Source organism: Roseovarius sp. BRH_c41, assembly GCF_000961715.1.
Classification (GTDB): domain Bacteria; phylum Pseudomonadota; class Alphaproteobacteria; order Rhodobacterales; family Rhodobacteraceae; genus Roseovarius.
The window spans coordinates 20,008-44,048 of sequence record NZ_LADY01000018.1; the positions used below are offsets into that span (position 1 = coordinate 20,008).

The following is a 24,041-nucleotide window of genomic DNA, read 5'->3' on the forward strand; positions in this document are numbered from 1 at the left end:
ACCAAAATCTCGCTAAACCTACATCATTAAAATGGATGCGCAATACTATCTAAAGTGAGTATCCTGAGCATTCGTATTGGATATAAACCGATCAGAAACTGAGGCGCGCATAGTCCAATGCTTGCGCTTTTCCGAACGGGATGTGGCGGGTAAACCTTACTGTCTTAATCTTCCGCGACGGAGTTTTGCCACGTGACCGCAGACCGCGTGCCGCGCCTATCGTGACGCCTGCCAGACGGCGTGCCGCTCCGCCCTCAGAGTGGCCAGAGGAGCGGGATCAAGGCGCTCGCTAAAAGCCCGACACTCAGGTTGAGCGGAATGCCCACCCGCAGGAAATCCGTGAATTTATAGCCGCCGGGGCCGTACACAAGCGTATTGGTCTGATAGCCGATCGGCGTGGCAAAACTGGCGCTCGCCGCCACCATCACCGCCACCACGAGGGGGCGCGCATCGACCCCCATTGCATCCGCCAGCCCGATGGCAATCGGCGTGACCACCACCGCCACGGCATTGTTGCTGATGAGTTCCGTCAGAAACGAGGTCATGAGATACATCGCCCAGACCACAAAGAACCCCGGCAGCACCGACAACGTGGGCGCAATCCCCCCAACCAGCAATTCCACCGCACCCGAGGCTTGCAAGGCTGCGCCAATCGCCAGCATGGCAAAGATCAGCGCCAATAATTGACCGTCGATAAAGGAAAACGCCTCGTCGGCATCAATGCAGCGCGCCAAGAGCACGAGCGCCACCGCGATCACCGCAAGCGCCAGAATGGGCGCCACGCCCAGCGCAGCCAGCACCACGATGCCCCCCAGCGCCAGCACTGCCAGCGGCGCGTGACCACGCCGGAACGCCCGCGCCGACGGGTGCGAGACATCGACCATCTCCATCTCGCGCGAGAGGCGCTGAATATCCTCAGGCGCGCCCTCCAGCAGCAGCGTATCGCCCACCCGCACCACCAGTTCATCCAGTTGCCGCCCGATGTTCTGATTGCGGCGATGCACCGCCAGCGGATAGACACCAAAGCGTCGCCGTAACCGCAACGCGCCCAAGGACCGCCCGACCATCTTGCAGCCCGGCGTGATCAGCACCTCGACCGTCGTCGTTTCGACCGCCGAGACCTGATCGACCCGCTTCAGGCTCTTGTTGCGCTGCAGGCTCAAAAGCTCGGTCATCTGCGTGCGCAGCACCACCCGGTCGCCCACCTGCAAAGTCACCCCCACCAGATTGCGACGCAGCGATTGATCGCCCCGAATCACGTCAATGAGCCGCACACCATCGCGCTTAAAGAGCTGCACCCCGGTGACTTCACGGCCAATCAGGTTGCTTTCGGGCGGGATCACCGCTTCGGTAAAAAATTTCATCTTGGAGCGGTCCGACAAGAGATCGGCCATGCTGTCACGCGCAGGCAAGAGAAACGGACCGAAAAAGCGCAGATAGATCGCCCCCCAGAGCACCAGCACGATACCGAGCGGCGTCACCTCAAAAATCGTGAATGGGGCCATGCCCGCCGCACGGGCCACACCATCGACCAAGAGGTTGGTCGAGGTGCCGATCAGCGTCGTGGTGCCCCCAAGGATCGCGGCATAGCTCAGCGGAATTAGCAACTTGGAAGCAGGCATCTTGAGACTGCGCGCCAATTGGACAAAGACCGGGATCATCACCACAACCACCGGCGTGTTGTTCATAAAGGCCGAGCCGACGACAACCGCCAGCAAAAGCATCCCGATGGCCAGACGCGGGCTATCCTTGGCCTGCCGTTCTGCCAGCGACGTAAAGGCATCCAGCGCGCCAGTGCGCACCAACGCCCCCATGACGATGAACATCGCTGCAATCGTCCAGGGCGCAGGGTTTGAGAAGACATCAAGCGCCGTGCCATAGGGCAGGACACCCAGCGCCAAAAGCACCGCCACCCCAGCGATGGCCACAACTTCGGTTGGATAGACCTCGCGGACAAAGAGCACGAACATCGCCAGTACGACGACCAGCGTCAACACCGCCTGTCCGGTCTGGGAGACGCCTAAAATCTCAATCACTTACTATGCCCTCTTCTGGTCCCGCACCAGTTTCCACGATCCCGAATGACGCGGCAAGCGTGATCTGTCAGGCACGCGCAAGAGAGGAACAACAGGATCGGTAGCTGTGGTCGTTTGCCTGCATTTGTTGCGCATGCCGCCCGATCAGGGGCCCGCCTGTTCCAACCGCCCGCCTTGGCGCACCATTTCGATCCGCGTGGCATGCCCAGTGGCATCATCGGTTTCGATATAGACGCCCGACACCGTCACGGCCCCCAATGCGGGGGTAAAGCGCTCTTTGGTCATGCCGGTGACAAAGCGGCGCATCGGTTCGGCCTTGTCCATGCCGATCACGCTCAGGTAATCGCCGCACATGCCCGCATCACCCTGAAACGCGGTGCCGCCGGGCAGGATCTGCGCATCCGCCGTGGGAATATGCGTGTGCGTGCCCACCACAAGGCTCGCGCGCCCATCGCAGAAATGGCCCATCGCCATTTTCTCGGATGTCGCCTCGCAATGCATGTCGACAATCGCGGCCTGCACGGCACCGCCCAAAGGGTGCATGCGCAGGATCGGATCAATCGCCGAAAACGGATCGTCATAGGCCCGACGCATAAAGACATTTCCCAACACCTGCGCCACCAGCACCTTGCGCCCGCGCCCGTCGGTGAAAACGCGGTGTCCCCGCCCCGGTGCCGCTTTGGCATAGTTGAGCGGGCGGATGATCCCGCCTTCACGCTCTGCCGCCTGCATCATGTCCTTTTGGTCAAACGCATGATCGCCCAGCGTCACGCAATCCGCGCCCGCCGCGAAAATATCCTTGGCATGCGCCGCCGTCAGCCCCATGCCGCCCGAGGCATTCTCACCATTGACGACCACGAAATCGAGTTTCCACGCTGCGCGCAGCTTGGGCAGTCGATCCGCCACCGCTGCACGCCCCGCGCGCCCCATTACATCACCGAGAAACAGTATTTTCATGGAAATCGGTGTTAGGCCGCTGCCACGCCAAGGGCAAGAGCCAATGCGCGGCCTCACCTGCCGCGATAGGTCGCACAGCCAAACGGCGAGAGCAACAGCGGCACATGGTAATGCGACGCCTCGGTCACCCGGACAGGCGATCACCCTGCATCGCGGCACTTGGCACGGAGTGCTGACGCCGCTCTCTGACCCCGGTCTCTTTGCCGTTCTGGATCGGATCCGACCGGGCGCAAATCTCGAAGAATACTGGTTCGACGCGCCCTATACCGTGTCCGCGTGATCAGCCGCCGCATATCTCCTGCAGGCGCAGCCAATCGGCATCGCTGAGCAGAGGCGGCGGTGGCGCGGTGCCGGCATAGGGGTCCGCCTCGATCAATTCGACTGTGGACTCCCCTGTGATATCAACCGCATAGGCATAGGGCCGTGCGCGCACTTGCCAGTGGGCAAACCCGGCCAGCATCGCCTCTGTTGCGACCGGCTCGGGCGGTTCGGTCATCAACCGCTCGGCATGCGCGCGCAACAGATCATCGGGCAACACGCCCGTCGCCAAGAGCCGCAGCGACGCCGACAGTCCGCCCTCCTCAAGGATCTTTGCCAGTGGATCATGCGCCTCGGCGCGCAGATGGGCGGCGATGATATGGCCCGCGACCACATCCGGCTCAGTATGGTCCTCAACCAGATTGGCATTGATCAGGACCACACCCCCCGGCACCCGCAACGCCCCCTCGATGCCGCCGCGCACCATCAAGAACCGCGCCTCACCGCGTCGGGGCGGCAACCGCCGCGCCAGTTGCGCCAAGGCGGCCTCCCCACCCGGACCATCGCAGACCGGGCCCGTCACCCGTTGCAGATGCCCCAGCAGCGCCTGACCGATTTCAACCCGCTTGACCATCGGCACCACGCCCAACGCATGGTCCCGCGCCGCACCGGGCAACCAAAACAGCACGAGCGCCGCCACCGCCGCAAGGCTCGTCAGCACGCCGACAAACCGCAACCGTCCCGGCCGTGGCCGCTGACGCTCCACGACGCCGCGCAGCTTTTCGATGGCCGCGATCATCTCGTCTTCATTCTCGGCCAGCTCCAGTGTCTCACCGGGGTCGCCATCGGGATGATAAATCGCGGGCCGATGCCCCGGATTGGCGCGCGCAACCGCCGCAATCGACCAATGTGCCTGCACCCGGTCGCGCATATCGGTGATGGTCAGCGTCGCCTCGCCGACTGACACGACCACATCGACCCGCTGCGCTGTCGGCTCTGCCCGCCACAGGCCCGCCGCCTCAAGCCGCTGATATTTGGTCAGTGCCGTCTTTTTCATGGTCCGGGGGCTGCCTGCCTCTATTTTCGGCACGCTAGCACGTCGGAGCCAAGGCGGGCAATCGCAAGAGTGCGGCGTCAATACTCCTGATTGAGCGCGTCAGCAGCGGGAATTTCCCGTTCCCTCCGGGCGATATACTCCAACAGCGCCTCATTCACACCGGGATCAAGCCGCGGCTCGACATAGCCCTCCAACATCCGCCGCGCATGGATCAGCGCCCGCTCTGTCGTGTCCTTGGACCCATCCGCCACCCATTGCTCGATCGAGTTGTTGTCAAAGAGGTCCGGCATAAAGAACGCCGTCTGGAAGTTCTCCTGCGTATGCGGATGTCCCAGATAATGCCCCCCCGGTCCGACATCGGGGATTGCGGCCAGCGCCGCGTCGAAATCGCCCCATTGCGGCCCCTCGGCCATGCGATACGCCATGGCGCATTGTTCGGCATCGACCACGAATTTCGCCACCGAACAATGCATCCCCGCCTCATTCCAGCCCGCCGAATGCCAGATGTAATTCGCCCCGGCATGGATCACCGCCGAGAGGGTCGTGGCCGATTCATAGCCCGCCTGCGCGTCTAGCGTCTTGGCCCCGCCCAACGTGTTAGACGTGCGCCACGGGACGCCGTAGAACCGCGCCATCTGACCGATCATGAAATTCATCAGACTGATCTCTGGCGTCCCCGCCATCGGCGCGCCGGATTTCATCGACACCGTGGACAGGTAATGCCCATAGATCGCGGGACAGCCCCGGCGGATGATCTGCGTATAGGCCAGCGCACTCAGCGCCTCGGCATTGAGCTGCGCCACGGTGGCGGGCACGCTCGCGGGCGTATTCGCCCCGCCAAGGACAAAGGGCGAGCAGAGCACCGGCTGGTTGCGGCGGCAAAAAGCCCGCATCGCCCCCAACATGGTTTCGTCCCACACCAGCGGCGAATTGCCGTTGCAATTGCCCGTCGTCACCGGGTTCTGCTCCATGAACTCCGCCCCAAACAGGATGGCGCACATCTCCATCACATCTTCGGCGTTCTTGGGGCTGGTGGTCATGCCCATAAAGGTCTTGTCCGAGTATTTCATCGACGAATAGGTGATGCGCAAATGCCGCTGGCTGATCGGGTGATCATAGGGCTCCACGATATGGTGCGCGCTCGAATGCAGCGCGGGCATCATGTGGCTCAGCTTGTGAAACATCGCCAGATCCGCCAGCATCGGGTTGCGGCGCACATCGTCAAGATCACGCAAGTAGGGCGCCCCCGTCATCGGCACAAAGATCGAATGCGGCCCGCCAAGGCGCACGTTCTTGCCCGGATCACGGGCGTGATAGGTGAAATCCGACGGGATCGTGGCAATCAGGTCGCGGATCAGGCCGCGGTCGGGATAGACCATCTCGCCCACCACCTTGGCCCCAACCCTGCGCCAATCCTCCAGCGCGATGGGATCGCGGAACTGCACCCCGACGTTCTCGAGAATATCCATCGAGGCGGCGTCGATCCGTTCAACCTGCGATCCGTCCATCACCTCACAGACGGGGATAGTCCGGGTCAGGCCGGGCAGCATCTCGACCTTGGGGGCGCTGCGAATGGCGCGCCGGGCACTGCGTCCACCGATGCGCATACGGGGGGCTGTTTCTAGGGTCATCTGCGATCTCCTTTGAGAGAGATCGTCGGTCATCCACAGCCGCGCGGCCTGCAGTTTTGCGAAACCCTTTTGCAGAAAGCGACATAAACCTTATATCGCAGTAGAGAGCTTGACCCCCGGCGCATGATAGAGCTGCAGCAATCCGATGACTTGCGCCTGCCTCCAACTTTGGCGCGTGACCAAAAGTGCCGCCCCTCCCACCGGCATCTGCAACGCATCGGCGACCGCCTTTGGGGCATCTATCGCCTCAATCTCGATCGTGGCCCGCGTCAAAGGGGCATTATGCAATAGCCATTCATCGACCGGGGTCCGTTCCAAGACCTCCGCCTCCAGCCCCGGCATCGCCGCTGGCACAAGCCAGCGATGCTCCAACTGGTGCGGCACGCCATCGGCAAGATAGAGCGCCGCGACGAACATAACCGCACCCGCTGGGCCCAATCCCAAACGCGCACTTACCACCCTCGGCGGCATCCCGATGTGACACGTCAACAACCGGTAGCTCGCGACTTTACCACTCTTGCGGATCGCATCGGCGATGATCGGCACCTCCAACGGGGCCTTGCGCACCGGATTGGCGGAAACGGTCGTTCCCCCCTTGCGTCGCCGCTCCAGAAATCCCGCCGTCGCCAGGTCGCGCAGCGCCCGCCCCACGGTGGAACGGGTGCAGCCATACTGCGTCGCAAGTTCCACCTCGCGCGGGATGCTGTCGCCGGGTTTCCAGACGCCCGTCTGAATCCGCGCCAAAAGATCGCGGCGAATATCCGTCCATTCCAGCCGGGAACCAGGTCCGCTCACATCAGCGCCTGCAATTGCTGCTGGACAGCGCGGAACCGTGCAACAATCGCGTCGCGGTTGACATGCGCCCCCTCTCGGACAACATGCCGTCCCGCCGCCCAGACCTCGCGGATGGCGCGGTGATCGCCGGCAAAAATCAGCGTATCAAGCGTCATATCGCCCACGCGCCCCGCCAGATCGGGCTGCTGCCCATCCAGCGCCACCAAATCCGCCCAAAGCCCCGGCGCAATCGCACCGCTTGCGCGCCCGGCCGCCTGCGCGCCCCCGGTCGCGGCCCCCTCCCACAGCACACGACCCGTCGACTGTGCCTGTGTGGCCAGAACCGCGCGCCCACGGTCGCGCAGACGCTGCGAATACTCAAACCCCCGCAATTCCTCGACCAGCGAAATGCGGATATTGGAATCGCTTCCCACACCGAATCGTCCGCCCTGCGCCAGATACCGCGCCCCGTCGAAAATCCCATCGCCCAGACTGGCCTCGGTGATCGGGCAGAGACCCGCCACAGCCCCGGTCTGCGCTAATCCCGTCGTTTCCTCCGGGGTCATCTGCGTGCAATGGATCAGACACCACCGCTCGGACACCGGCGCGTTTTCCAAAAGCCACGTCACCGGGCGTGCGCCCAGCGCCGCCTCAACCTCGACCACCTCTTCGTCCTGCTCGGCCAGATGCATATGGATCACCCGGTCGCCCGCCAATTCTGCGCAAAACGCCAGATCCTCGGGCTGCACCGCGCGCAGGGAATGGGGCGCAACGCCAATACCGCTATCGGCGCTGAGGCCCGCCACCGCCTTGACCGAGGCGTCAAAGAGCGCGGCGAATCGGTCCGGATCATTGCCGAACCGCCGCTGTCCCGGCGCCAGCGCGCGCCGGTCAAGCCCGCCATAGCGATAGAGCACCGGCAACAGCGTAAGACCGATGCCGGTCTCTTCCGCCGCCGCACAATGCCCCTGCGCCATTTCCGCCAGATCGTCATAGGGCGTGCCATCCGGCTGATGGTGCAGGTAATGAAACTCTGCAATGGCGGCATATCCCGCCTCGAGCATTTCCATCTGCACCATCGCGGCAATCGCGCGCGCATGCTCGGGTGTCAGGTGCTCCAGAAACCGGAACATCAACCGCCGCCACGTCCAGAACGTGTCGCGCGGATCAGGCCCGCGCGCCTCTGTCATCCCCGCCATGGCGCGTTGAAACGCATGCGAATGCAGATTGACCGGCGCAGGCAAGAGCGTATCCACCTGCTGCCCCTGCGGCGCGGCATCGGGTGTGACAGAGGCGATCCGCCCCTCCGCATCCAGCCTGAGACATACGTTCTTCGCCCATCCGTCGGGCAAGAGCGCCTGCCGCGCCCAAATGATCCGCTCCATCGCTATCTTCGCCTTGACTCTGTTAATATGCTTAATCATATTTTTGGCACGGGTAGCTCAAAAAGGAAAGAACCAAGTGCAGGACAGCGTCACGAGCACAGCAGAGACCAGCATTGTCTCGGTCCAGTCGGGCGACAGCCCGCTCGTGCTGGCGATTCCGCATGCGGGCACCGACCTGCCCCCAGAAATTTCGGCGCAGCTCAACGAGACCGGGCGCGGCCTCAGCGATACGGATTGGCATATCGACCGGCTCTATGCTGACCTCGTGCCGGGGGCGAGCGTGGTCTCGGCCCGTTTTCATCGCTATGTCATCGACGCCAACCGCGACCCCTCGGGTGCCAGCCTCTATCCCGGTCAGAACACCACAACGCTGGTGCCGCTCACGGATTTCGACGGCACGCCCCTCTGGACCACGCCCCCGACCGAGGCCGACACCGCCCAGCGCCTCGCGCAGTTTCACGCGCCCTATCACGCCGCCCTCAGCGCCGAGATTGCGCGCATCCATGCGCTATATGGATTTGTCTTTATCTATGATTGCCACTCGATAAGATCGGAAATTCCCTTTCTTTTCGACGGACGCTTGCCGGATTTCAACATCGGCACCAATAACGGGACAACCTGCGCACCGGCCCTCGCCGCTCTGGCAGAGCGCCACTGCACCGCCGCCTCCGGCTACACGACCATCACCAACGGACGGTTCCGCGGCGGCTGGACCACGCGGCATTATGGCCGCCCCGAGGCTGGATTTCACGCCATCCAGATGGAACTGGCGCAAGCCACCTACATGCACGAAGCGCCCCCTTGGGCCTATGACCCGGACCGCGCCACGCGGCTGCGCGCCGTGCTGGGACCGATGCTGCGCGACATCGCAGCGCTCGATCCCACCGATACGACCCTCACGACCGATTAACCAACAAGGAGCGATCCGAATGAAACTCACCAAATCCCTCTGCGCCCTCGCGCTGTCGGCTGTGGCCCTCGCGGCCCCGGCCACGGCACAGGACCGCGTCTTTGTCGGCATCGCCACAGGCGGCACCGGCGGCACCTATTATCCGCTGGGCGGCATGCTGGCACAGCTGATCTCGAACACCGCCGAACTCGAAGGCCGCCGCATCTCAGCCACCGCCGAAACCGGCAATGCCTCGGTCGCCAACGCGGGTCTCTTGGCCAAATCCGAGATCGAGACCGCCTTTGTCGCCGCCGACATCCTCGACGCCGCCTACAAGGGCACCAACCAGTTCGAAGGCAATGGCGCCGACAATCTGCGCGCCCTCGGCTCGCTCTATCCCGAAACCGTGCAGCTTGTGGCCCGCAAAGAGGCCAATATCGCGAGCTTTGCCGATCTGGCGGGCAAATCCGTGTCCTCCGGCTCACCCGGCTCTGGCCAGTGGCAGCTCTTGGGCGATCTGCTCGCCGCGCATGACATGACGCGCGAGTCGGTGTCCGAGGATTTCTCGTCCTTTGCCCAGTCGGCGGACAAGATCAAGGACGGCAATCTCGACGCCTCGCTGATCACCGCAGGCACGCCCACCTCGTCGATCACCGAACTGGCCAACGGCCATGACATCACCGTCGTGCCGCTGACCGGCCCGTCGATTGCCAAACTGCAAGAGGTGCAACCCTACTACGCCAGCGCGATCCTGCCCGCAGGCTCGTATCGCGGCATTGACGCGGATGTCGAAACCCTCGCCGTGCGCGCGATCTGGGCCACCCATGCCGATCTCGACGAGGATATCGCCTATGCGATGGTCAAGGCGCTCTATGAGAACACCGAGACACTGGCGCAGGTGCATGTGATGGGCGGGCAAATCTCGCTGGAAACGGCGCTGGAATCGATCTCGATCCCGCTGCATCCGGGTGCAGAACGTTACTACCGCGAACAAGGCCTGATCAAGTGACACGGACCGGCTGGCGCGGACTGACCGCGCTGGCAGCGGTCATATTATGTGCGGGGGGCTCGCAAGCCCCCCGCGCCTGTTCCAACGGAATGCTCGCGGTGGTCGGGGTGCGCGATGGCCAAACCCGGATCGACCTGCCCGCGCAGGCCTTTACCCTCAAATGGCGGCATTCCGTCAGCCTGACCCCGGTCGAGGCGGATTACATCATAACTCCGGATGGCGGGATCGTGCAGACCGAGGAACGCTTTGTCGCGCATGGCCCCGGTATGGCCTATGACGGCAAAGGCTGGGTTCAGCGGGACGGGGCCATGGTCCTGCCGCTGGACCGCCCGGTGCCCCGGCTGATCCTGCGCACCGCGCCCGAACACGAAAACCGCCTGATTGTGGGCGACCAAATGATTGACCTGACCCGGTGGCCCGCCACCCCGCTCGAAATCCTGTCGCCCGACTGCAAGGAAGACTGACCATGACACACCCCGCACCCGACACCGGCCTCTCCAAAGCAGAGATGGAGGCGCTGGTTCGCAAATATGACAACGAGACCAATTTTCGCAATCTCGGCGGGATCACCGGACAGGTGGTGGCGCTCGCCTGCATCGTGCTCAGCCTGTTCCATATCTACACCTCGGGCTTTGGCCTTCTGAACGAGGTGATGCACCGCTCGGTGCACATGAGCTTTATCATGCCGCTGGTGTTCCTGCTCTTCCCGCGCATGCGCCCCGAGCGGCCGCTGCGCGCCTGGGGCTTCGGGCTGGCCTTTGCGGCGTTCTACGTCTTTCTCGGACTGCAACTCGCCAATGCGCTGTCAGACCAGATTCCGGGTGCCGCCCGCTGGGGTCTGATCGGTCTCAGCCTCTTGCTTGGCCTCACAGCCCTGCCCATCGACGGGCTGGGCGGACATGGCGACCGGCCTTCCATCGTGGACTGGCCGCTCGCCATCATCGGCTGCGCCTCCTCGCTCTATCTGATCGTCTTTTTCGACACGATCTTCATTCAGAACGTCGGCTTTCCACAGCCGCTCGATTACATCCTCGGGCTGTTCGCCATCATCATCGTGCTCGAGGCCGCGCGCCGCACCATGGGCGAAGTGCTGCCCGTGATCGGCACGCTGGCGCTGCTCTACGCGGTGTTTGGCCCCTACCTGCCGGGGGATCTGGCGCATCGCGGCTACAACATCATCCGTCTGGTCAATCACCTCTATCTCGGCACCGAAGGCATCTACGGCATCGCCATCGGCGTGGTTGCGACCTTTGTCTTTCACTTCGTGCTCTTCGGCGTTCTGGCGCAGAAATCGGGGCTGGGGCAACTCTTCATCGACCTCGCCTCGATCGTCGCCGGGCGCTATTCCGGCGGGCCGGCCAAGGTGGCGGTGGTGTCCTCGGGCTTTTTCGGCATGATCTCCGGCTCGCCCATCGCCAATACCGTGACCACCGGTGCCTTCACCATCCCGATGATGAAATCCAAGGGCTTTTCGCCACAGTTTGCCGCCGCGACCGAGGCCTCAGCCAGTTGCGGCGGACAGGTGACGCCGCCGATCATGGGGGCTGCGGCTTTCGTGATGACGGAAATGCTGGGCGTGCCCTATAACGAACTGATCTTGATTGCCATAATCCCGGCCTGTTTCCACTACCTCTCGACCCTCTTCATGGTGCATCTCGAGGCCAAGCGCCTCAATCTCGAAGGGATTGAGCCGGACAAACTGCCGCAATTTCTCGATGTGCTGGTGCGATCCTGGCACCTTTTCATCCCGCTGGTGACGATGGTCACGCTCCTGTTGATGAAATTCACCCCCTTCCTCGCGGCCTTCTGGGGCATCATCCTGACCATCGGCTGCTCCTTCATCCCACTGATCCTGCAAACCGTGGGCTTGGGGAAACGCATGGATGCCAGCAGCGCGCTGACCCCGCGCAAGCTCAAGGACTCGCTCGAAAGCGGGGCCCAGCAGTCCATCGCCATCACGGCGGCCTGCGCCTGCGTCGGCTTCATTCTCGGCGTGACGACCCTCACCGGCATGGGGTTCAAATTCTCGGGCGCTGTGCTCGATGCGGCGGCATGGATGGGCACGGCCGTGGCGCTGCTCGATCCGCTGGGCTTCTTGTCCGAGAGCGGCACAACCCTGTTTTTCGCCCTGATCTTTGTGGCGATTGCCTGTATCATCATGGGCGCGGGGATCCCCACCACTCCCACCTATATCATCCTCGCGGCGATCGCAGCGCCAGCGCTTCAGGAGTTGGGCGTTCCTCTTCTGGCCACGCATTTCTTTGTCTTCTACTACGGCGTTCTGGCCGACATCACGCCACCTGTGGCATTGGCGGCCTATGCGGGGGCGGGCATCGCCGGGTCGGACCCGATGCGCACAGGCATGACCGCGTTCCGCCTCTCTATGGGCAAGGCGCTGGTTCCAATGATGTTCATCTATGCGCCCTCGCTGCTCTTCATCGACTTCACATGGTGGGATTTCTCCCTCGCGCTGTCTTCTGGCGTGCTCTCGATCATCGCACTCTCTGTAGCCTATATCGGGTTCTTCAAAACCAGCATCGCCCGCTGGCAGAAATGGGTGCTGAGCATTGCCGGGCTGATGCTGGTGGCGCATGACGTGACCGTGATCGCCATTGGCTCGACGATCGTTCTGGGCATCCTCTGGAGCAACGCACAAAAGGCACGACATCTGGCCAGCGCCTGACGCGCGCCCCTGAAACCGATCCGCAGCACGGCCTTGCCTTGGCGGATCGGTTTGCATAGCCTCATCGCAGGCATCCCACGCGAATGCCGGATCAAAAGCGGGGCACTCGCAGAATTGCGCCCTGCCAACACAGGGAGATAGTCATGCAACACCTTGCCAGAGGGGCGCGCAGCCTCTTCGTCGGGGCTGCTCTCGTGGTCGGATTGGCCACGGGCAGCGTCGCGCAGGATCTCAAGTTCTTTACCATCGGCACCGGCGGCACCGCCTATACCTATTACCCGGTGGGCGGTGTCATCGCCAATGCCATCTCCAAACCCCCCGGATCGCGCCCCTGCGAAGAGGGCGGAAGCTGCGGCGTCGAGGGCCTGATCGCCTCTGCCGTGTCATCACGCGGATCGGTGGACAACGTCAACGCAATCATGTCTGGCCTGCGCAACTCCGGCTTTGCCCAGTCGGACGTGGCCTATTGGGCCTATACCGGCACCGGCACGATGGAGGGCCAGCCCCCCGCCGAGAAACTGCGCACCATCGCGGCGCTCTTTGACGAGCATATCCACCTCGTCGCCCTCGCCGACAGCGGCATCGAAAGCGTCAAGGATCTGGCGGGCAAGCGCGTCTCGCTCGACGAACCGGGCTCTGGCACCTATGTCGATGCCGGTCTCATCCTCGAGGCCAATGGCCTCTCGGTCGATGACGTGACCGCCGAGGCGCTCAAGGGCGATGCCGCCTCCGAGGCCCTGCGCAACGGCAAGATCGACGCCTTCTTTGTCGTCGCAGGCTATCCGGCAGGCTCCCTTGTGGAACTGGCCTCTGCGGCTGACATCAAGCTCGTCCCCATCGCAGGCGACGGCGCGGCGGAACTGACCGGCAAATACAACTTCTTCTCGCAAAGCGCGATCCCCGAAGGTGTCTACGAAGGGATCGGGGCCACCGACACCGTCTCGGTCGGCGCCCAGTGGTTCACCTCTGCCGATGAAGACCCGGATCTGATCTATGAAATCACCAAGGCGCTCTGGAATGAAAATTCGCGCATCCTGCTCGACGTCGGCCATGCCAAGGGCACGACGATCACCCTCGACACCGCAATCAGCGGCGTGGGCGTGCCGTTGCACGACGGGGCCGAACGCTTCTACAAAGAGGCCGGACTGATCAAGTGACCCGCCCCGCCTGACATACAATCCCGGTCGCCGCATCTCGGTGGCCGGGCTTTTTGCTTTCCAGAGCAGGACAGACCCCATGGCCGATCCCGAACTCACCGCCGAAGAGCTGCACGAGATCGAACGCAAATACGATCCCGAACTGGCGTTTCGCCCCACCGGACGTAGCATCGCCATTCTGGTCTCGATCTGCCTTGTGGCGATGTCGGCCTATCATTTCTACGCATCGGGCTTTGGCCTTGTGCGCGAATTGCTGCACCGGGGGATTCACCTCTCCTTCGTGCTGGGCCTCGTGTTTCTGCTCTTTTCGTGGCGGCGTAGCACCAGCACCAACCTGCCCCCGGCCACCTGGTATCGGCTGTCGGGCGTGCCGCTCCTCGATCTGATCTTTGCCAGTCTCGCGGTGGCTGCGGCGATGTATCTGCCACTGCTGCCGCCCGCAGCGGTCTCGGTCCGGGTCGGCAACCCCTCCGACCTCGACGTGCTGATGGGCTCGGCGCTCTTTCTGCTGACGCTCGAGGCCACACGCCGATCGGTCGGGCCGACCCTGCCGATCATCGCGCTCATATTCGTGGCCTTCGCCATTTTCGGCCCCTACGCCCCCGGCGCGCTCAAACATGGCGGGGCCAGTTGGGAAGGGTTGATCAATCACCTCTACATGACCAACCAAGGTATCTACGGCATCGCCATCGGCGTCATGGCGCAATATGTGTTCCTCTTCATCCTCTTTGGCGTGCTGGCCACGCGCATCGGCCTTGGCCAGCTTTTCATCGACCTCGCCATGGTCATCGCAGGGCGCTACGCGGGCGGCCCGGCCAAGGTGGCGATCTTTTCCTCGGCCTTCATGGGGACCATCTCGGGCTCCTCCATCGCCAATACCGTGACCACCGGCGCACTCACCATCCCGGCGATGAAGCGCGTGGGCTATCCAGCCCATTTTGCAGGCGCAGTCGAGGCGACCGCGTCAACGGGCGGCCAGATCACCCCACCGATCCTCGGGGCTGCGGCCTTTATCATGGTGGAGTATCTGGAAATCCCGTTGCGCGACATTCTCGCGGCGGCGCTTTTCCCGGCCCTGCTGCACTACTTCGGCATCTTCATCATGGTGCATCTTGAGGCGCGCAAGCTGGGCCTGCGCGGGCTGCGCGCCGATGAACTGCCCAAGGCCGGGCTGGTGCTGCGCCAGCACTGGCTGTCGATCATCCCGCTTGGCATCCTTGTCTACCTCATCCTCAGCGGCAAGACCCCCGATTTCGCCGCGGTCTATGGCATCATCGCCTGCGTCGTGGTGGGCTTTCTCAACCCGGTCAACCGGCTGAAGCTGCGCGATCTGTGGCAGGCACTGGCAGATGGCGCGCGCAACACGCTGGCAGTGGGGGCCGCCGCCGCCACTGTGGGCGTTGTCGTAGGCGTTGTCACCCTGACCGGCGTCGGCTTTCGTCTGGGCTATGTGGTCGTGCAGACCGCGACCGACATGGGCGCGATGCTCAGCGAAATCTGGCTCCTGAGTTACTTCACCCTGCAACAATGGGCGCTTTTCGTTTCGCTGATCCTGATCGCCGTCTCCTGTATCATCATGGGCGCGGGCATCCCCACGACTGCGACCTATATCATCCTCGTCGCCGTCGCAGCGCCCGCCCTTGCCCAATTGCAGGTCGAACCGATCGTCGCGCATTTCTTTGTCTTCTACTACGGCGTTCTGGCCGACATCACGCCACCTGTGGCGCTCGCAGCCTATGCGGCGGCGGGCATCGCCGGGGCCAATCCGTTTCGCACCGGCAACACCGCCTTTCGCCTCGGTATCGCCAAGGCGCTGGTGCCCTTCGTCTTTGTCTATTCCCCGGCCCTCCTATTGGTGACAGACGGATTCACATGGTCCGCCTTTAGCATCACCCTTGCGGGCGCGATGCTGGGGATTGGCGGGCTGGGGGCGGCCTTTTCCGGCTATCTGCTCGCCCCGATGCGCGGATGGGAGCGGTGGGCGGTGGGGCTGACCTCGCTCCTCTTCATCGCGCCCGGGCTGATCACCATGGCGATCGGCCTCTTGCTCTGGTCACCCATCCTCTTCTTGCAATGGCGCAAGGCGCGCCTTGGCGCGGCCCTGCCTCGATGAAGACCCCGCAGAACCCCTATGATGTCGCCGGCTTTCACGCCGAGGCGATAGCCGCCGGGCGGCACCGCGACGTGGTGGGCGGTCGGTGGGACGAAACCGGGCGGGTCCAGATGTCCCTGCTGCGCGATGCGGGCCTCTTGCCGCACCATCACTTGCTGGACATCGGCGCGGGATCATTGCGCCTTGGATGCAAGGCCGTGCCCTATCTCGATCCGGGGCATTACTGGGCCACCGATGCGTCGCGCGCGCTCTTGCTCGCGGGCCATGCCGCAGAACTGACCGACCCCGCGCGCCTCAGCCCCGATCACCTGATCGAGGACGCCCGCTTTGACTATCCCGGCGTGCCGGGGTGCATCACCCACGCCATCGCCTTCGCGGTCTTTCCGCATCTGCCCATGGCGCATCTGCGCCGCGCCCTCACCAACCTGCGCCGTTTTGATCGGCTCGAGGGGTTGTTCTTCACCGTCTTCCTCGCCCCCGACGCCGCACAGGCCGCCACCGCTTATCGCCAGCCCGACGGGGTCGTCACCCACGACATCCGCCCGCCCTATCACCTCTTGCCCGAGGATGTGGACCATATGGCCCGCATGACCGGTTGGCAGGCCGCGCGCAACCCGCTGCGCCTGCCGCGCGGTCAGGTGCTCTACACCGCCCAGCCGATCCGCTGACCCGCCACCCGCCACCCGCGCATTTTCTTGCGGCATAATAATTCTGCATCTGCTAAGGTGCCACAAACCCGCAAGAGGCAAGAATGAGTAGCAAGCCTGAGATGAACGACACGCTGCGCGAACATATCATCGCGCAACCCGATCTTATCCTTGAGGATCAGGATCTTATGCGCGCCTTGATCGCCGCCAACGAGCGGGCGATGGGCGGCAATATCGTCGACCTGCGCGGCATCGCGATGGACCGTCTTGAGGCGCGTCTGGACCGGCTCGAGGACACGCATCGCTCGGTGATCGCCGCCGCCTATGAGAACCTCGCCGGCACCAATCAGGTCCACCGCGCCATCCTGCGGATGCTCGATCCCATCGAGTTTGAGACCTTCCTTCGGGATCTCGGCGGCGAAGTGGCGCATATCCTGCGCGTTGACGCGGTGCGCCTTGTGCTCGAATCGGTGCAAAACGACAATGACCCTGCGGTCCGCCGCTTGGGCGATGTGCTTTCGGTCGCGGAACCCGGTTTCATCAAAACCTACCTCACCGGCAGCCGCAACGTGCCCACCCGCCAAGTCACCCTGCGCCAGATCGACGAGGGCGACATGCGCGTTTATGGTCGCGAAGCGCCTTATCTGCGCTCCGAGGCCTGCCTTCTGCTCGATTTCGGCGCAGACCGCCTGCCCGGCATGCTCGCCATGGGGGCCGAAGACCCACATCAGTTCAGCCCGCAACAGGGCACTGATCTCTTGGCCTTTTTCGCAGGAGTTTTCGAGCGCACCATGCGCCGCTGGCTGTCATGATCTCGCCCGCCGCCCGCGACGCCCTTGCGGCGTGGCTGGCCGCGCAAAAGGCGCTCAAGGGGGCCGCCGCCAATACGATTGACGCCTACGCCCGCGATGTCGGCGACTTCCTGCGTTTCATGACGCAGCATCACGGCGAAACCCAAGGCTTGGGCGCTCTGTCTCGCATCACCACCTCCGACATGCGCGCATGGATGGCCCATACCCGTGGCGGCGATGTCGGACCCCGCTCGCTCGCGCGCAAACTCTCTGCGGTCAAGAGTTTCTACCGCTGGCTGTCCGAGCGCGAGGGGTTTGAACCCACCGCCGTCCTCTCGACCCGCTCGCCGAAGTTTCAGCGCAAACTGCCCCGCCCCCTCTCGCCCGAGGCCGCCTCCGAGATGATCGACAGGCTGGAGGTGCAAAGCCTCACGCCATGGATCGCCGCTCGGGATCAGGCGGTCGTGACCCTCCTCTATGGCTGCGGTCTGCGCATCTCCGAAGCGCTCGGCCTCACCGGGGCCGACCTGCCCATCGGCACCGTGCTGCGCATCCTCGGCAAAGGCGGCAAGGAACGGCTGGTGCCGGTGATCGAGCCTGCCCGCGCGGCGGTGACGCAATATGCCCGCCTCTGCCCCTATGACATCCCGCGCAATGGCCCGCTTTTCCTAGGCGCGCGCGGCGGCGCACTCAGCCCGCGCCTGATCCAGAAGGTGATGGAACAGACCCGAGCCCAGCTTGGCTTGCCCGCCACCGCCACCCCCCATGCCATGCGCCACAGCTTTGCCACGCATCTGCTGAATGCCGGGGGCGATCTGCGCGCGATACAGGAACTCCTGGGCCATGCCTCGCTCTCGACCACCCAGGCCTACACGGGCGTCGACACCGCCCGCCTGATGGAGGTCTACGCCCGCACCCATCCACAGGGACGCGGCTAGGGTGAGGCGATGATGGCTGGCGGGGTTTGGCCTGTTGCTGTCGTTAGCCTCATTCTCCAATGCGCGGAATCAAGGCGCGGAGCGCCGCCGCGCAGCGCCCGTCCGCCCCACCGGGCGGGCGCTTTTGCAACGTCGTAATCCCTTGATAACGCCAAAGTATTGGGCAGGCATATAAGTGCCAGCCGGTGCCGTTACAGCGCCCACCCGGCAGACGGGCGCCGCGCGGCTCCTCACTCGGGGCCAATGTCCGCAACCAGCCCCAAACCAGCCACGACAACTCACCCCGCCTCACGCAATAGTTAAGTTCAATTACAGCGGAATCATGCGAGGCTCCGCGCGGATAACCCGCGTGTCTCGTGAATGAAATGGAGAATTTTAACTATGAAACGCCAGCTTTTCGCCGCAGCGACCCTTATGGCCAGCCTGACACTTGGTCAAACCGCCCATGCCGCCGACTGCCCGGTCGATGTCGAGGATCCTTTTGCCCTCGAGGCCGCCGCCATCGAAGAGATTTACGCCTGCATCAAGGATGACTTGGCCGCAGGCTATGCCAAAGAAGGCAACGCGGTGGCGGCTGCCTATCGCGGTTGGACCGTATCCTCGACCCGTCCCGCCGTTGCGGGGGCTCATGGCAACCGCCTGCTCTATACCTTCGCCAATGACATCGCGGCCGAGCAATATCTGAAATACGCAGACGAGGGCGTCACCATGCCCGTAGGCTCCGTGCTGGCCAAGGAAAGCATCACCATCAGCGCCAAGAAAAAGGCCGCCGTTCCCGGCCCGCTCTTCATCATGACCAAGGGCGAGGCCGGCAGCGTGCCCGAGACCAATGATTGGGTTTATGGCGGCCTTCAGCCGGACGGCAAGCCGATGAAATTCAAGCAGAGCTTCTGCCACGATTGCCACGTCGCATGGGAGGCGCAGGACATGTTGGCCTATCCGCTCGAAGAGGTACGGCTCGCAAACTGAGCAAGGCCTGGAAAAATGCGCCCGGTCCCCGCGTGGGGCCGGGCTTTTTCTTTGCAAATCCGCAATCTCTGCGTCATTAGAACCGCATGACACCTCAGATGCGCGCCCTTCTTGTTCACCTTTTCACAGCCACCGGCGCGGTGTTCGCGATGCTCGCTATGTTGGCGGCCATCGACCTGAAATGGGAACTGATGTTCCTCTGGTTGGTGGTAGCCTTTGCGGTGGACGGCATCGACGGTCCACTGGCGCGCAAATATGACGTTCAGCAAAATGCACCAGAGTTTGACGGTGTCTTGCTTGACCTCATCATCGACTATCTGACCTATGTCTTCATCCCAGCCTTCGCGCTTTTCAAATCCGATCTCCTTCCAGGGTGGACCGGCTGGGTGGCGATCATCGTGATCACCTTTGCCAGTGCGATGTATTTCGCGGACACACGGATGAAGACCAAGGACAATTCCTTTTCCGGCTTCCCCGGTTGCTGGAACATGCTCGTGCTGGTGCTCTTCGCGCTGGAGCCGAATTTCTGGGTCATTCTGGCCCTCGTCGTGGTGCTGGCGGTGGCAATGTTCCTGCCGCTCAAATTCGTGCATCCGGTGCGCACCGAACGCTGGCGCTGGCTGACCCTGCCGATGGCGCTGGCCTGGACGTTCTTCGCGGGCTGGGCGGCATGGGTGCATTTCGATCCGCAAAGCTGGGCGCATTGGGGACTTGTCGTCACCAGCGTCTACCTGCTCTTTGCCGGCATCGCGCAGCAAGTCTTTCCACGCAAAGGCGACCTTGACCGGGTTTGAGCGGTTGATGTTGGGCCAGTTGCAGACGTTGGTCCCAAGCGCCTACGCGCGGAATCAAGCCCGAAGGGCGCCGCGCGATCGCTGGGCCATCCCGCGGCCTAGCGATTCTGAAAAGCCGTGTAACGCTTTGAACTTATACGGGCTTTGCAGGCATAAAGTGGCAGTTGCCGCCGTTGCATCGCTCGTCCCCGGCCCAGCAATCGCGCGGCTCACCCCTTGCGAACAACGCCATCTAAAGCCAAAACCGCCCCCTACATCGTATCCAGACAATGCCGCCGAAACGCCCGCTTGAGCAGATCCAACTCCTCACGCAACAGCGCCATTTCGGCGCGGATGTCATAGCTCAGCACATCCCCCGCCAAGAGCGCAAAACTTTCGAGGACTTCACCGCTCTTCCGGTCGCGGATCACGAATGTCTGAACCCCGTCAGCAATCTTCTCAAGCGGAACCGGCACCCGCACCACCCAGAGCTGCTCGTCCGGCTTGGACGTCACCTCGACGCCCGCCACCGGCTCTTGCTGATGCGTGACCTCGATGTCAGGCGTGAAATCACCCTCGCCTGCCCGCGTCAGCACCCCTTCCCAAACCCCTTCAAAGAGCCGCGTCTTGGTCAGTGTCACCTCGTTCATCGCTGCTTCCCTGTTACAGATCCGCGCGCGGGCGGCGGCTGAAAGTGACATCGCGCAGCACAAGCTGGCTCATCTGTGGATTCTCGAAAATAAGGTCGACCCAGGCCCGCTCCACCCGCTTTTCATTGAGATTGGAATAGGCCAGATCGAACTCGACCATGATTTCCTCGGCATTCAGCGGCAGTTCCCGCACGATCTGTTCGGTATTCGGCCCGTGTTTGATATTCAACCGGGCAAAGATCTCCAGCGGCTTTTCCAGCTCCACAATCGTATCCATCCGCAAGAGATGTCGCTTGGTCAGCCCGTTCACCGCCTGCTGTGGGAAATCCAGCACCACCGACAGAAACGATCCGTCAAAGGCAAACACATCCATCCGCAGACCGTAGGGGGCCAGATCCGCCTCGCGGCTGTTGCGCAACTGCCGCAGACACAGCTCCGATCGCGCGCAATCGTGAAACAACGTCACCTCGCGCCCCAGCATCGACTTGGACCGGACCGAGGCCATGCCCGGCACCGGCAACGGTTCGCGCCACAACTCGGGCCGCCACGCCCAATCCGTGCCATGCGGGCGGGAAAAGGAATTCGAGCCGATCATCGGCAGCGCCAGCCGGTTGTCGGCAATCGAAATCACCTCATTGAGCGAGTAGATAAGTTTGCGCGCACGGGCCCGGGCCCGTCGCAATTCGGCCAACCCCATCATCGGGGCATTGCGCGCCGCCTGCCGCCATTTGCGCAGGCTGTGCCGATGTGTCAACACATCCAGTAATTTCATGCAGAGCGCACCCTTGCCAAACTTCGCACGCGAAACAGTGCCGAATTCTATGTCCCGGATCTTTGCATAGCATTAATTCAAAACAGGAAACAATCCACTCAAAAGGCGAGGGTACTCAGGTCAGGACGCCGCCTTGGGCGCACTCACCTGCTCCGGGCTTGCCCCGCGCAGCGCCTCTCCGAGGTCGCGCAGCATCTCGCGTCCCGCCGGCCCCGTCACGACACTTCCCGCAGGGCCATAGATCGCGAGCCCCACGAGATGCCCGTTGATCACCATACCAGCCCGCCAATGCACCGGGTCGCCCCCCGGCAGGACCTCTTGTCCACCCTGCATCACCTGCACCAGAGAAATCCCGTCGCGATCCTCGGCACGCCGAACCTCAGCCGGGGCCAAGGCCCGCGCCATTGTCTGCGCGTCCGGCTGCTGCACCGGTCCCGTGCGCGGCAAGACAGAGACCGTCATTATCGCAGGTTCGACATAGACGCCCGCCGTTCCGGTCAGGCTCTCGCAACTGGCAATCAAGGCAAAACTACCCGATGCGCCACGTCGCAGGCTGGCCCCGTCCACGCAATAGCCGCGCGGCCCCGTCACCACCACCTCAGCGTCGTAGAACGCCACCTTGCTCAACGCTTGGGATTTACCCGCAGGCACGGCGAGACAGCCCGCAAGGGCCATCATCCCCAGCCCGAGCAAGGTCCGGGCGGCCAGCGCCCGGACCCGGCCCTGCTCAGAGGTCCATATAGACATGCCGCTCGAACGCCGCACCGGGATGGGTCACAGCGCCCTTGTAGGTCTCGCCCACCAATTGCGCATATTTCCACAACGCCCCGCTGGCATAGATCGTCTCGCGCGGACCGGCCCACGCGGCCTTGCGCGCGGCCAGATCCTCGTCACTCAGATCCACCGACAACTCACCCTTGATCGCGTCAATCGTGATCATGTCACCGGTGGCAATCAGGGCAATCGGCCCACCATGCGCCGCCTCGGGGCCGACATGGCCCACGCAGAAGCCACGCGTCGCGCCCGAGAACCGGCCATCGGTGATCAGCGCCACCTTCTTGCCCATGCCCTGACCGCTGAGCGCCGCCGTGGTCGACAGCATTTCACGCATGCCGGGGCCGCCTGCCGGACCCTCGTTGCGGATGACGATCACCTCGCCCTCCTTGTAATTGCGCGCCTTGACCGCCTCGAACGCATCCTCTTCGCACTCAAACACCCGCGCCGGGCCGGTAAAGACCTGATGCTCGGGCGCAATCCCCGCGACCTTCACAATCGCACCCGTCGGGGCCAGATTGCCCTTGAGGCCGACAACGCCGCCGGTCTTGGTGATCGGCGTTTCAATCGGATAGATCACCTTGCCATCGGCCACACGCTCGATCAGATCCAGCTCTTCGCCGATGCTGCGCCCGCTCGCGGTCATGCAATCCTCATGGATCAGCCCCGCCTTGCGCAATTCCTTCATCACCACCGGGATGCCGCCCGCGTCATAAAGGTCTTTGGCCACATAGGCCCCGCCCGGCTTAAGATCGACGAAATAGGGCGTGTCGCGGAAGATGTCGCAGACATCCTCAAGAAAGAAATCAATCCCCGCCTCATGGGCAATGGCGGGCAGGTGCAGACCAGCATTGGTGCTGCCGCCGGTGCAGGCCACGACCCGCGCCGCATTCTGCAAACTCTTGAGCGTCACCACATCGCGCGCCCGGATGTTCTTTTCCAGGAGCTGCATCACCGCCCGGCCAGAGGCCTCGGCATATTGATCACGGCTCTCATAGGGCGCGGGCATGCCCGAGGAATTCATCAGCGCCAGACCGATCGCCTCGGACACACAGGCCATGGTATTGGCAGTAAATTGCCCACCACAGGCTCCCGCCGACGGGCAGGCCACCCGCTCCAGCATATCGAGCGCCTTGTCGGACATCTCGGCGTTCTGATGCCGCCCCACGGCCTCGAACATATCCTGCACGGTCAGATCGCGACTGCGGAAATCCGCCGGGATTTCCTCGACCTGCGGCGCCTTGCCCGGCAGGATCGACCCGCCATAGATGAACACCGACGGCACATTCAGACGCACCATCGCCATCATCATCCCCGGCAGGGATTTGTCACAGCCCGCCAGCCCCACCAGCGCATCATAGCAATGGCCGCGCATGGTCAATTCCACCGTATCGGCAATCGCCTCGCGGCTCGCCAGAGAACTGCGCATGCCCTCATGCCCCATCGCGATGCCGTCCGTCACCGTGATTGTGGTGAACTCGCGCGGGCTGCCATGCGCCTCTTTCACGCCGCCCTTGACGGCCTGCGCCTGACGGTTGAGCGAGATATTGCAGGGGGCCGCCTCGTTCCAGCAGGTCGCCACTCCGACCAAGGGCTGATGGATCTCCGCCTCGGTCATGCCCATGGCATAGTAATAGGACCGATGCGGCGCGCGCTCCGGTCCTTCGGTCACATGGCGGCTGGGCAGTTTGGCTTTGTCGAACTTGGTCATGAGGGGCCTCCCGAAATTTGCTGAAATCGGTCTAGGCCAGCGGCGCGGCGGGGGCAAGCCGATTGCA

Annotated in this window: 21 protein-coding genes and 2 pseudogenes; 12 read left to right on the plus strand and 11 right to left on the minus strand. The window is 63.3% G+C overall.

What is annotated here, in order from left to right; all coding sequences use genetic code 11:
- Window positions 1-254 precede the first annotated feature (254 nt).
- From VR71_RS04710 to VR71_RS24640, 3 genes and pseudogenes are all read right to left on the minus strand, one after another.
- Window positions 255-2,033 (minus strand): SLC13 family permease, encoded by a 1,779-nt coding sequence (locus VR71_RS04710; RefSeq protein ID WP_040651403.1) that lies wholly within the window; start codon window positions 2,031-2,033, stop codon window positions 255-257.
- Between the two features lie 147 nt (window positions 2,034-2,180).
- Window positions 2,181-2,993 (minus strand): TIGR00282 family metallophosphoesterase, encoded by an 813-nt coding sequence (locus tag VR71_RS04715; protein ID WP_040650563.1) that lies wholly within the window; start codon window positions 2,991-2,993, stop codon window positions 2,181-2,183.
- Between the two features lie 53 nt (window positions 2,994-3,046).
- Window positions 3,047-3,130, minus strand: a pseudogene (locus VR71_RS24640) (hydroxyisourate hydrolase); the annotation flags it as partial.
- Here VR71_RS24640 and VR71_RS24645 point away from each other — a divergent pair.
- Window positions 3,118-3,273, plus strand: a pseudogene (locus tag VR71_RS24645) (ureidoglycolate lyase); the annotation flags it as partial. The pseudogenes VR71_RS24640 and VR71_RS24645 overlap by 13 nt on opposite strands.
- Here VR71_RS24645 and VR71_RS04720 read toward each other — a convergent pair.
- The 4 genes from VR71_RS04720 to VR71_RS04735 form a co-directional block, all read right to left on the minus strand.
- Window positions 3,274-4,308: a hypothetical protein gene (locus tag VR71_RS04720; protein ID WP_045681661.1), complete on the minus strand. Its 1,035-nt coding sequence runs from the start codon at window positions 4,306-4,308 to the stop codon at window positions 3,274-3,276. It abuts the pseudogene before it with no gap.
- 77 nt (window positions 4,309-4,385) lie between these two features.
- Window positions 4,386-5,939 (minus strand): trimethylamine methyltransferase family protein, encoded by a 1,554-nt coding sequence (locus VR71_RS04725; RefSeq protein WP_045681663.1) that lies wholly within the window; start codon window positions 5,937-5,939, stop codon window positions 4,386-4,388.
- 90 nt (window positions 5,940-6,029) lie between these two features.
- Window positions 6,030-6,734, minus strand: a complete 705-nt coding sequence (locus VR71_RS04730; protein WP_296429874.1) for a GntR family transcriptional regulator — start codon at window positions 6,732-6,734, stop codon at window positions 6,030-6,032.
- Window positions 6,731-8,098 (minus strand): formimidoylglutamate deiminase, encoded by a 1,368-nt coding sequence (locus tag VR71_RS04735; protein ID WP_045681665.1) that lies wholly within the window; start codon window positions 8,096-8,098, stop codon window positions 6,731-6,733. The genes VR71_RS04730 and VR71_RS04735 overlap by 4 nt, the downstream gene beginning before the upstream one ends.
- 112 nt (window positions 8,099-8,210) lie before the next feature.
- Between VR71_RS04735 and hutG the strand changes: the two genes are divergently transcribed.
- The 11 genes from hutG (at window position 8,211) to VR71_RS04790 (ending at window position 20,088) form a co-directional block, all read left to right on the plus strand.
- On the plus strand, window positions 8,211-9,008 hold the full coding sequence (gene hutG, locus VR71_RS04740; protein ID WP_045681738.1) for an N-formylglutamate deformylase: 798 nt from the start codon (window positions 8,211-8,213) through the stop codon (window positions 9,006-9,008).
- Between the two features lie 19 nt (window positions 9,009-9,027).
- Entirely contained in the window at window positions 9,028-9,996 is a 969-nt protein-coding gene (locus VR71_RS04745) for a TAXI family TRAP transporter solute-binding subunit (protein ID WP_045681668.1), read from the plus strand.
- Window positions 9,993-10,460, plus strand: coding sequence for a DUF1850 domain-containing protein (locus VR71_RS04750; RefSeq protein WP_296429875.1), 468 nt, complete (start codon window positions 9,993-9,995; stop codon window positions 10,458-10,460). Before VR71_RS04745 ends, VR71_RS04750 begins: the two co-directional genes overlap by 4 nt.
- Before the next feature lie 2 nt (window positions 10,461-10,462).
- Window positions 10,463-12,679, plus strand: a complete 2,217-nt coding sequence (locus VR71_RS04755) for a TRAP transporter permease (protein WP_045681672.1) — start codon at window positions 10,463-10,465, stop codon at window positions 12,677-12,679.
- A gap of 143 nt (window positions 12,680-12,822) precedes the next feature.
- On the plus strand, window positions 12,823-13,836 hold the full coding sequence (locus VR71_RS04760; protein ID WP_045681674.1) for a TAXI family TRAP transporter solute-binding subunit: 1,014 nt from the start codon (window positions 12,823-12,825) through the stop codon (window positions 13,834-13,836).
- Between the two features lie 79 nt (window positions 13,837-13,915).
- A complete protein-coding gene (locus tag VR71_RS04765; RefSeq protein WP_045681676.1) occupies window positions 13,916-15,949 on the plus strand; it encodes a TRAP transporter permease in 2,034 nt (677 codons plus the stop codon).
- The gene (locus VR71_RS04770; protein ID WP_296429876.1) at window positions 15,946-16,617 is read left to right on the plus strand and encodes a class I SAM-dependent methyltransferase; all 672 of its coding nucleotides are present in this window, start codon (window positions 15,946-15,948) and stop codon (window positions 16,615-16,617) included. The genes VR71_RS04765 and VR71_RS04770 overlap by 4 nt, the downstream gene beginning before the upstream one ends.
- 83 nt (window positions 16,618-16,700) lie before the next feature.
- Complete coding sequence (locus VR71_RS04775; protein WP_045681680.1) at window positions 16,701-17,408, plus strand: DUF484 family protein; 708 nt, start codon at window positions 16,701-16,703, stop codon at window positions 17,406-17,408.
- Window positions 17,405-18,325 (plus strand): tyrosine recombinase XerC, encoded by a 921-nt coding sequence (locus VR71_RS04780; RefSeq protein ID WP_045681682.1) that lies wholly within the window; start codon window positions 17,405-17,407, stop codon window positions 18,323-18,325. Before VR71_RS04775 ends, VR71_RS04780 begins: the two co-directional genes overlap by 4 nt.
- A gap of 381 nt (window positions 18,326-18,706) precedes the next feature.
- Entirely contained in the window at window positions 18,707-19,294 is a 588-nt protein-coding gene (locus tag VR71_RS04785) for a cytochrome P460 family protein (protein ID WP_009818003.1), read from the plus strand.
- A gap of 86 nt (window positions 19,295-19,380) precedes the next feature.
- Window positions 19,381-20,088: a CDP-alcohol phosphatidyltransferase family protein gene (locus VR71_RS04790; RefSeq protein WP_045681683.1), complete on the plus strand. Its 708-nt coding sequence runs from the start codon at window positions 19,381-19,383 to the stop codon at window positions 20,086-20,088.
- Window positions 20,089-20,339: 251 nt separating this feature from the next.
- On the opposite strand, the gene VR71_RS04795 is transcribed toward VR71_RS04790, so the two are convergent.
- From VR71_RS04795 to ilvD, 4 genes are all read right to left on the minus strand, one after another.
- A complete protein-coding gene (locus VR71_RS04795; protein WP_045681686.1) occupies window positions 20,340-20,717 on the minus strand; it encodes a hypothetical protein in 378 nt (125 codons plus the stop codon).
- A gap of 13 nt (window positions 20,718-20,730) precedes the next feature.
- Window positions 20,731-21,489, minus strand: coding sequence for a DUF6478 family protein (locus VR71_RS04800; RefSeq protein ID WP_045681688.1), 759 nt, complete (start codon window positions 21,487-21,489; stop codon window positions 20,731-20,733).
- A 120-nt stretch (window positions 21,490-21,609) separates the two neighbouring features.
- Window positions 21,610-22,236: a hypothetical protein gene (locus tag VR71_RS04805; RefSeq protein ID WP_296429877.1), complete on the minus strand. Its 627-nt coding sequence runs from the start codon at window positions 22,234-22,236 to the stop codon at window positions 21,610-21,612.
- Complete coding sequence (gene ilvD, locus VR71_RS04810; RefSeq protein WP_009817998.1) at window positions 22,217-23,974, minus strand: dihydroxy-acid dehydratase; 1,758 nt, start codon at window positions 23,972-23,974, stop codon at window positions 22,217-22,219. The genes VR71_RS04805 and ilvD overlap by 20 nt, the downstream gene beginning before the upstream one ends.
- Between the last annotated feature and the right edge of the window lie 67 nt (window positions 23,975-24,041).

Excerpts from the sequence above, each read along its gene's own strand:
- VR71_RS04715 (WP_040650563.1), bottom strand. The coding sequence starts at position 2,993 with ATGAAAATACTGTTTCTCGGTGATGTAATGGGGCGCGCGGGGCGTGCA.
- VR71_RS04720 (WP_045681661.1), bottom strand. The coding sequence starts at position 4,308 with ATGAAAAAGACGGCACTGACCAAATATCAGCGGCTTGAGGCGGCGGGC.
- VR71_RS04725 (WP_045681663.1), bottom strand. The coding sequence starts at position 5,939 with ATGACCCTAGAAACAGCCCCCCGTATGCGCATCGGTGGACGCAGTGCC.
- VR71_RS04735 (WP_045681665.1), bottom strand. The coding sequence starts at position 8,098 with ATGGAGCGGATCATTTGGGCGCGGCAGGCGCTCTTGCCCGACGGATGG.
- VR71_RS04745 (WP_045681668.1), top strand. The coding sequence starts at position 9,028 with ATGAAACTCACCAAATCCCTCTGCGCCCTCGCGCTGTCGGCTGTGGCC.
- VR71_RS04755 (WP_045681672.1), top strand. The coding sequence starts at position 10,463 with ATGACACACCCCGCACCCGACACCGGCCTCTCCAAAGCAGAGATGGAG.
- VR71_RS04760 (WP_045681674.1), top strand. The coding sequence starts at position 12,823 with ATGCAACACCTTGCCAGAGGGGCGCGCAGCCTCTTCGTCGGGGCTGCT.
- VR71_RS04765 (WP_045681676.1), top strand. The coding sequence starts at position 13,916 with ATGGCCGATCCCGAACTCACCGCCGAAGAGCTGCACGAGATCGAACGC.
- VR71_RS04770 (WP_296429876.1), top strand. The coding sequence starts at position 15,946 with ATGAAGACCCCGCAGAACCCCTATGATGTCGCCGGCTTTCACGCCGAG.
- VR71_RS04775 (WP_045681680.1), top strand. The coding sequence starts at position 16,701 with ATGAGTAGCAAGCCTGAGATGAACGACACGCTGCGCGAACATATCATC.
- VR71_RS04780 (WP_045681682.1), top strand. The coding sequence starts at position 17,405 with ATGATCTCGCCCGCCGCCCGCGACGCCCTTGCGGCGTGGCTGGCCGCG.
- VR71_RS04785 (WP_009818003.1), top strand. The coding sequence starts at position 18,707 with ATGAAACGCCAGCTTTTCGCCGCAGCGACCCTTATGGCCAGCCTGACA.
- VR71_RS04790 (WP_045681683.1), top strand. The coding sequence starts at position 19,381 with ATGACACCTCAGATGCGCGCCCTTCTTGTTCACCTTTTCACAGCCACC.
- VR71_RS04795 (WP_045681686.1), bottom strand. The coding sequence starts at position 20,717 with ATGAACGAGGTGACACTGACCAAGACGCGGCTCTTTGAAGGGGTTTGG.
- VR71_RS04800 (WP_045681688.1), bottom strand. The coding sequence starts at position 21,489 with ATGAAATTACTGGATGTGTTGACACATCGGCACAGCCTGCGCAAATGG.
- VR71_RS04805 (WP_296429877.1), bottom strand. The coding sequence starts at position 22,236 with ATGTCTATATGGACCTCTGAGCAGGGCCGGGTCCGGGCGCTGGCCGCC.
- ilvD (WP_009817998.1), bottom strand. The coding sequence starts at position 23,974 with ATGACCAAGTTCGACAAAGCCAAACTGCCCAGCCGCCATGTGACCGAA.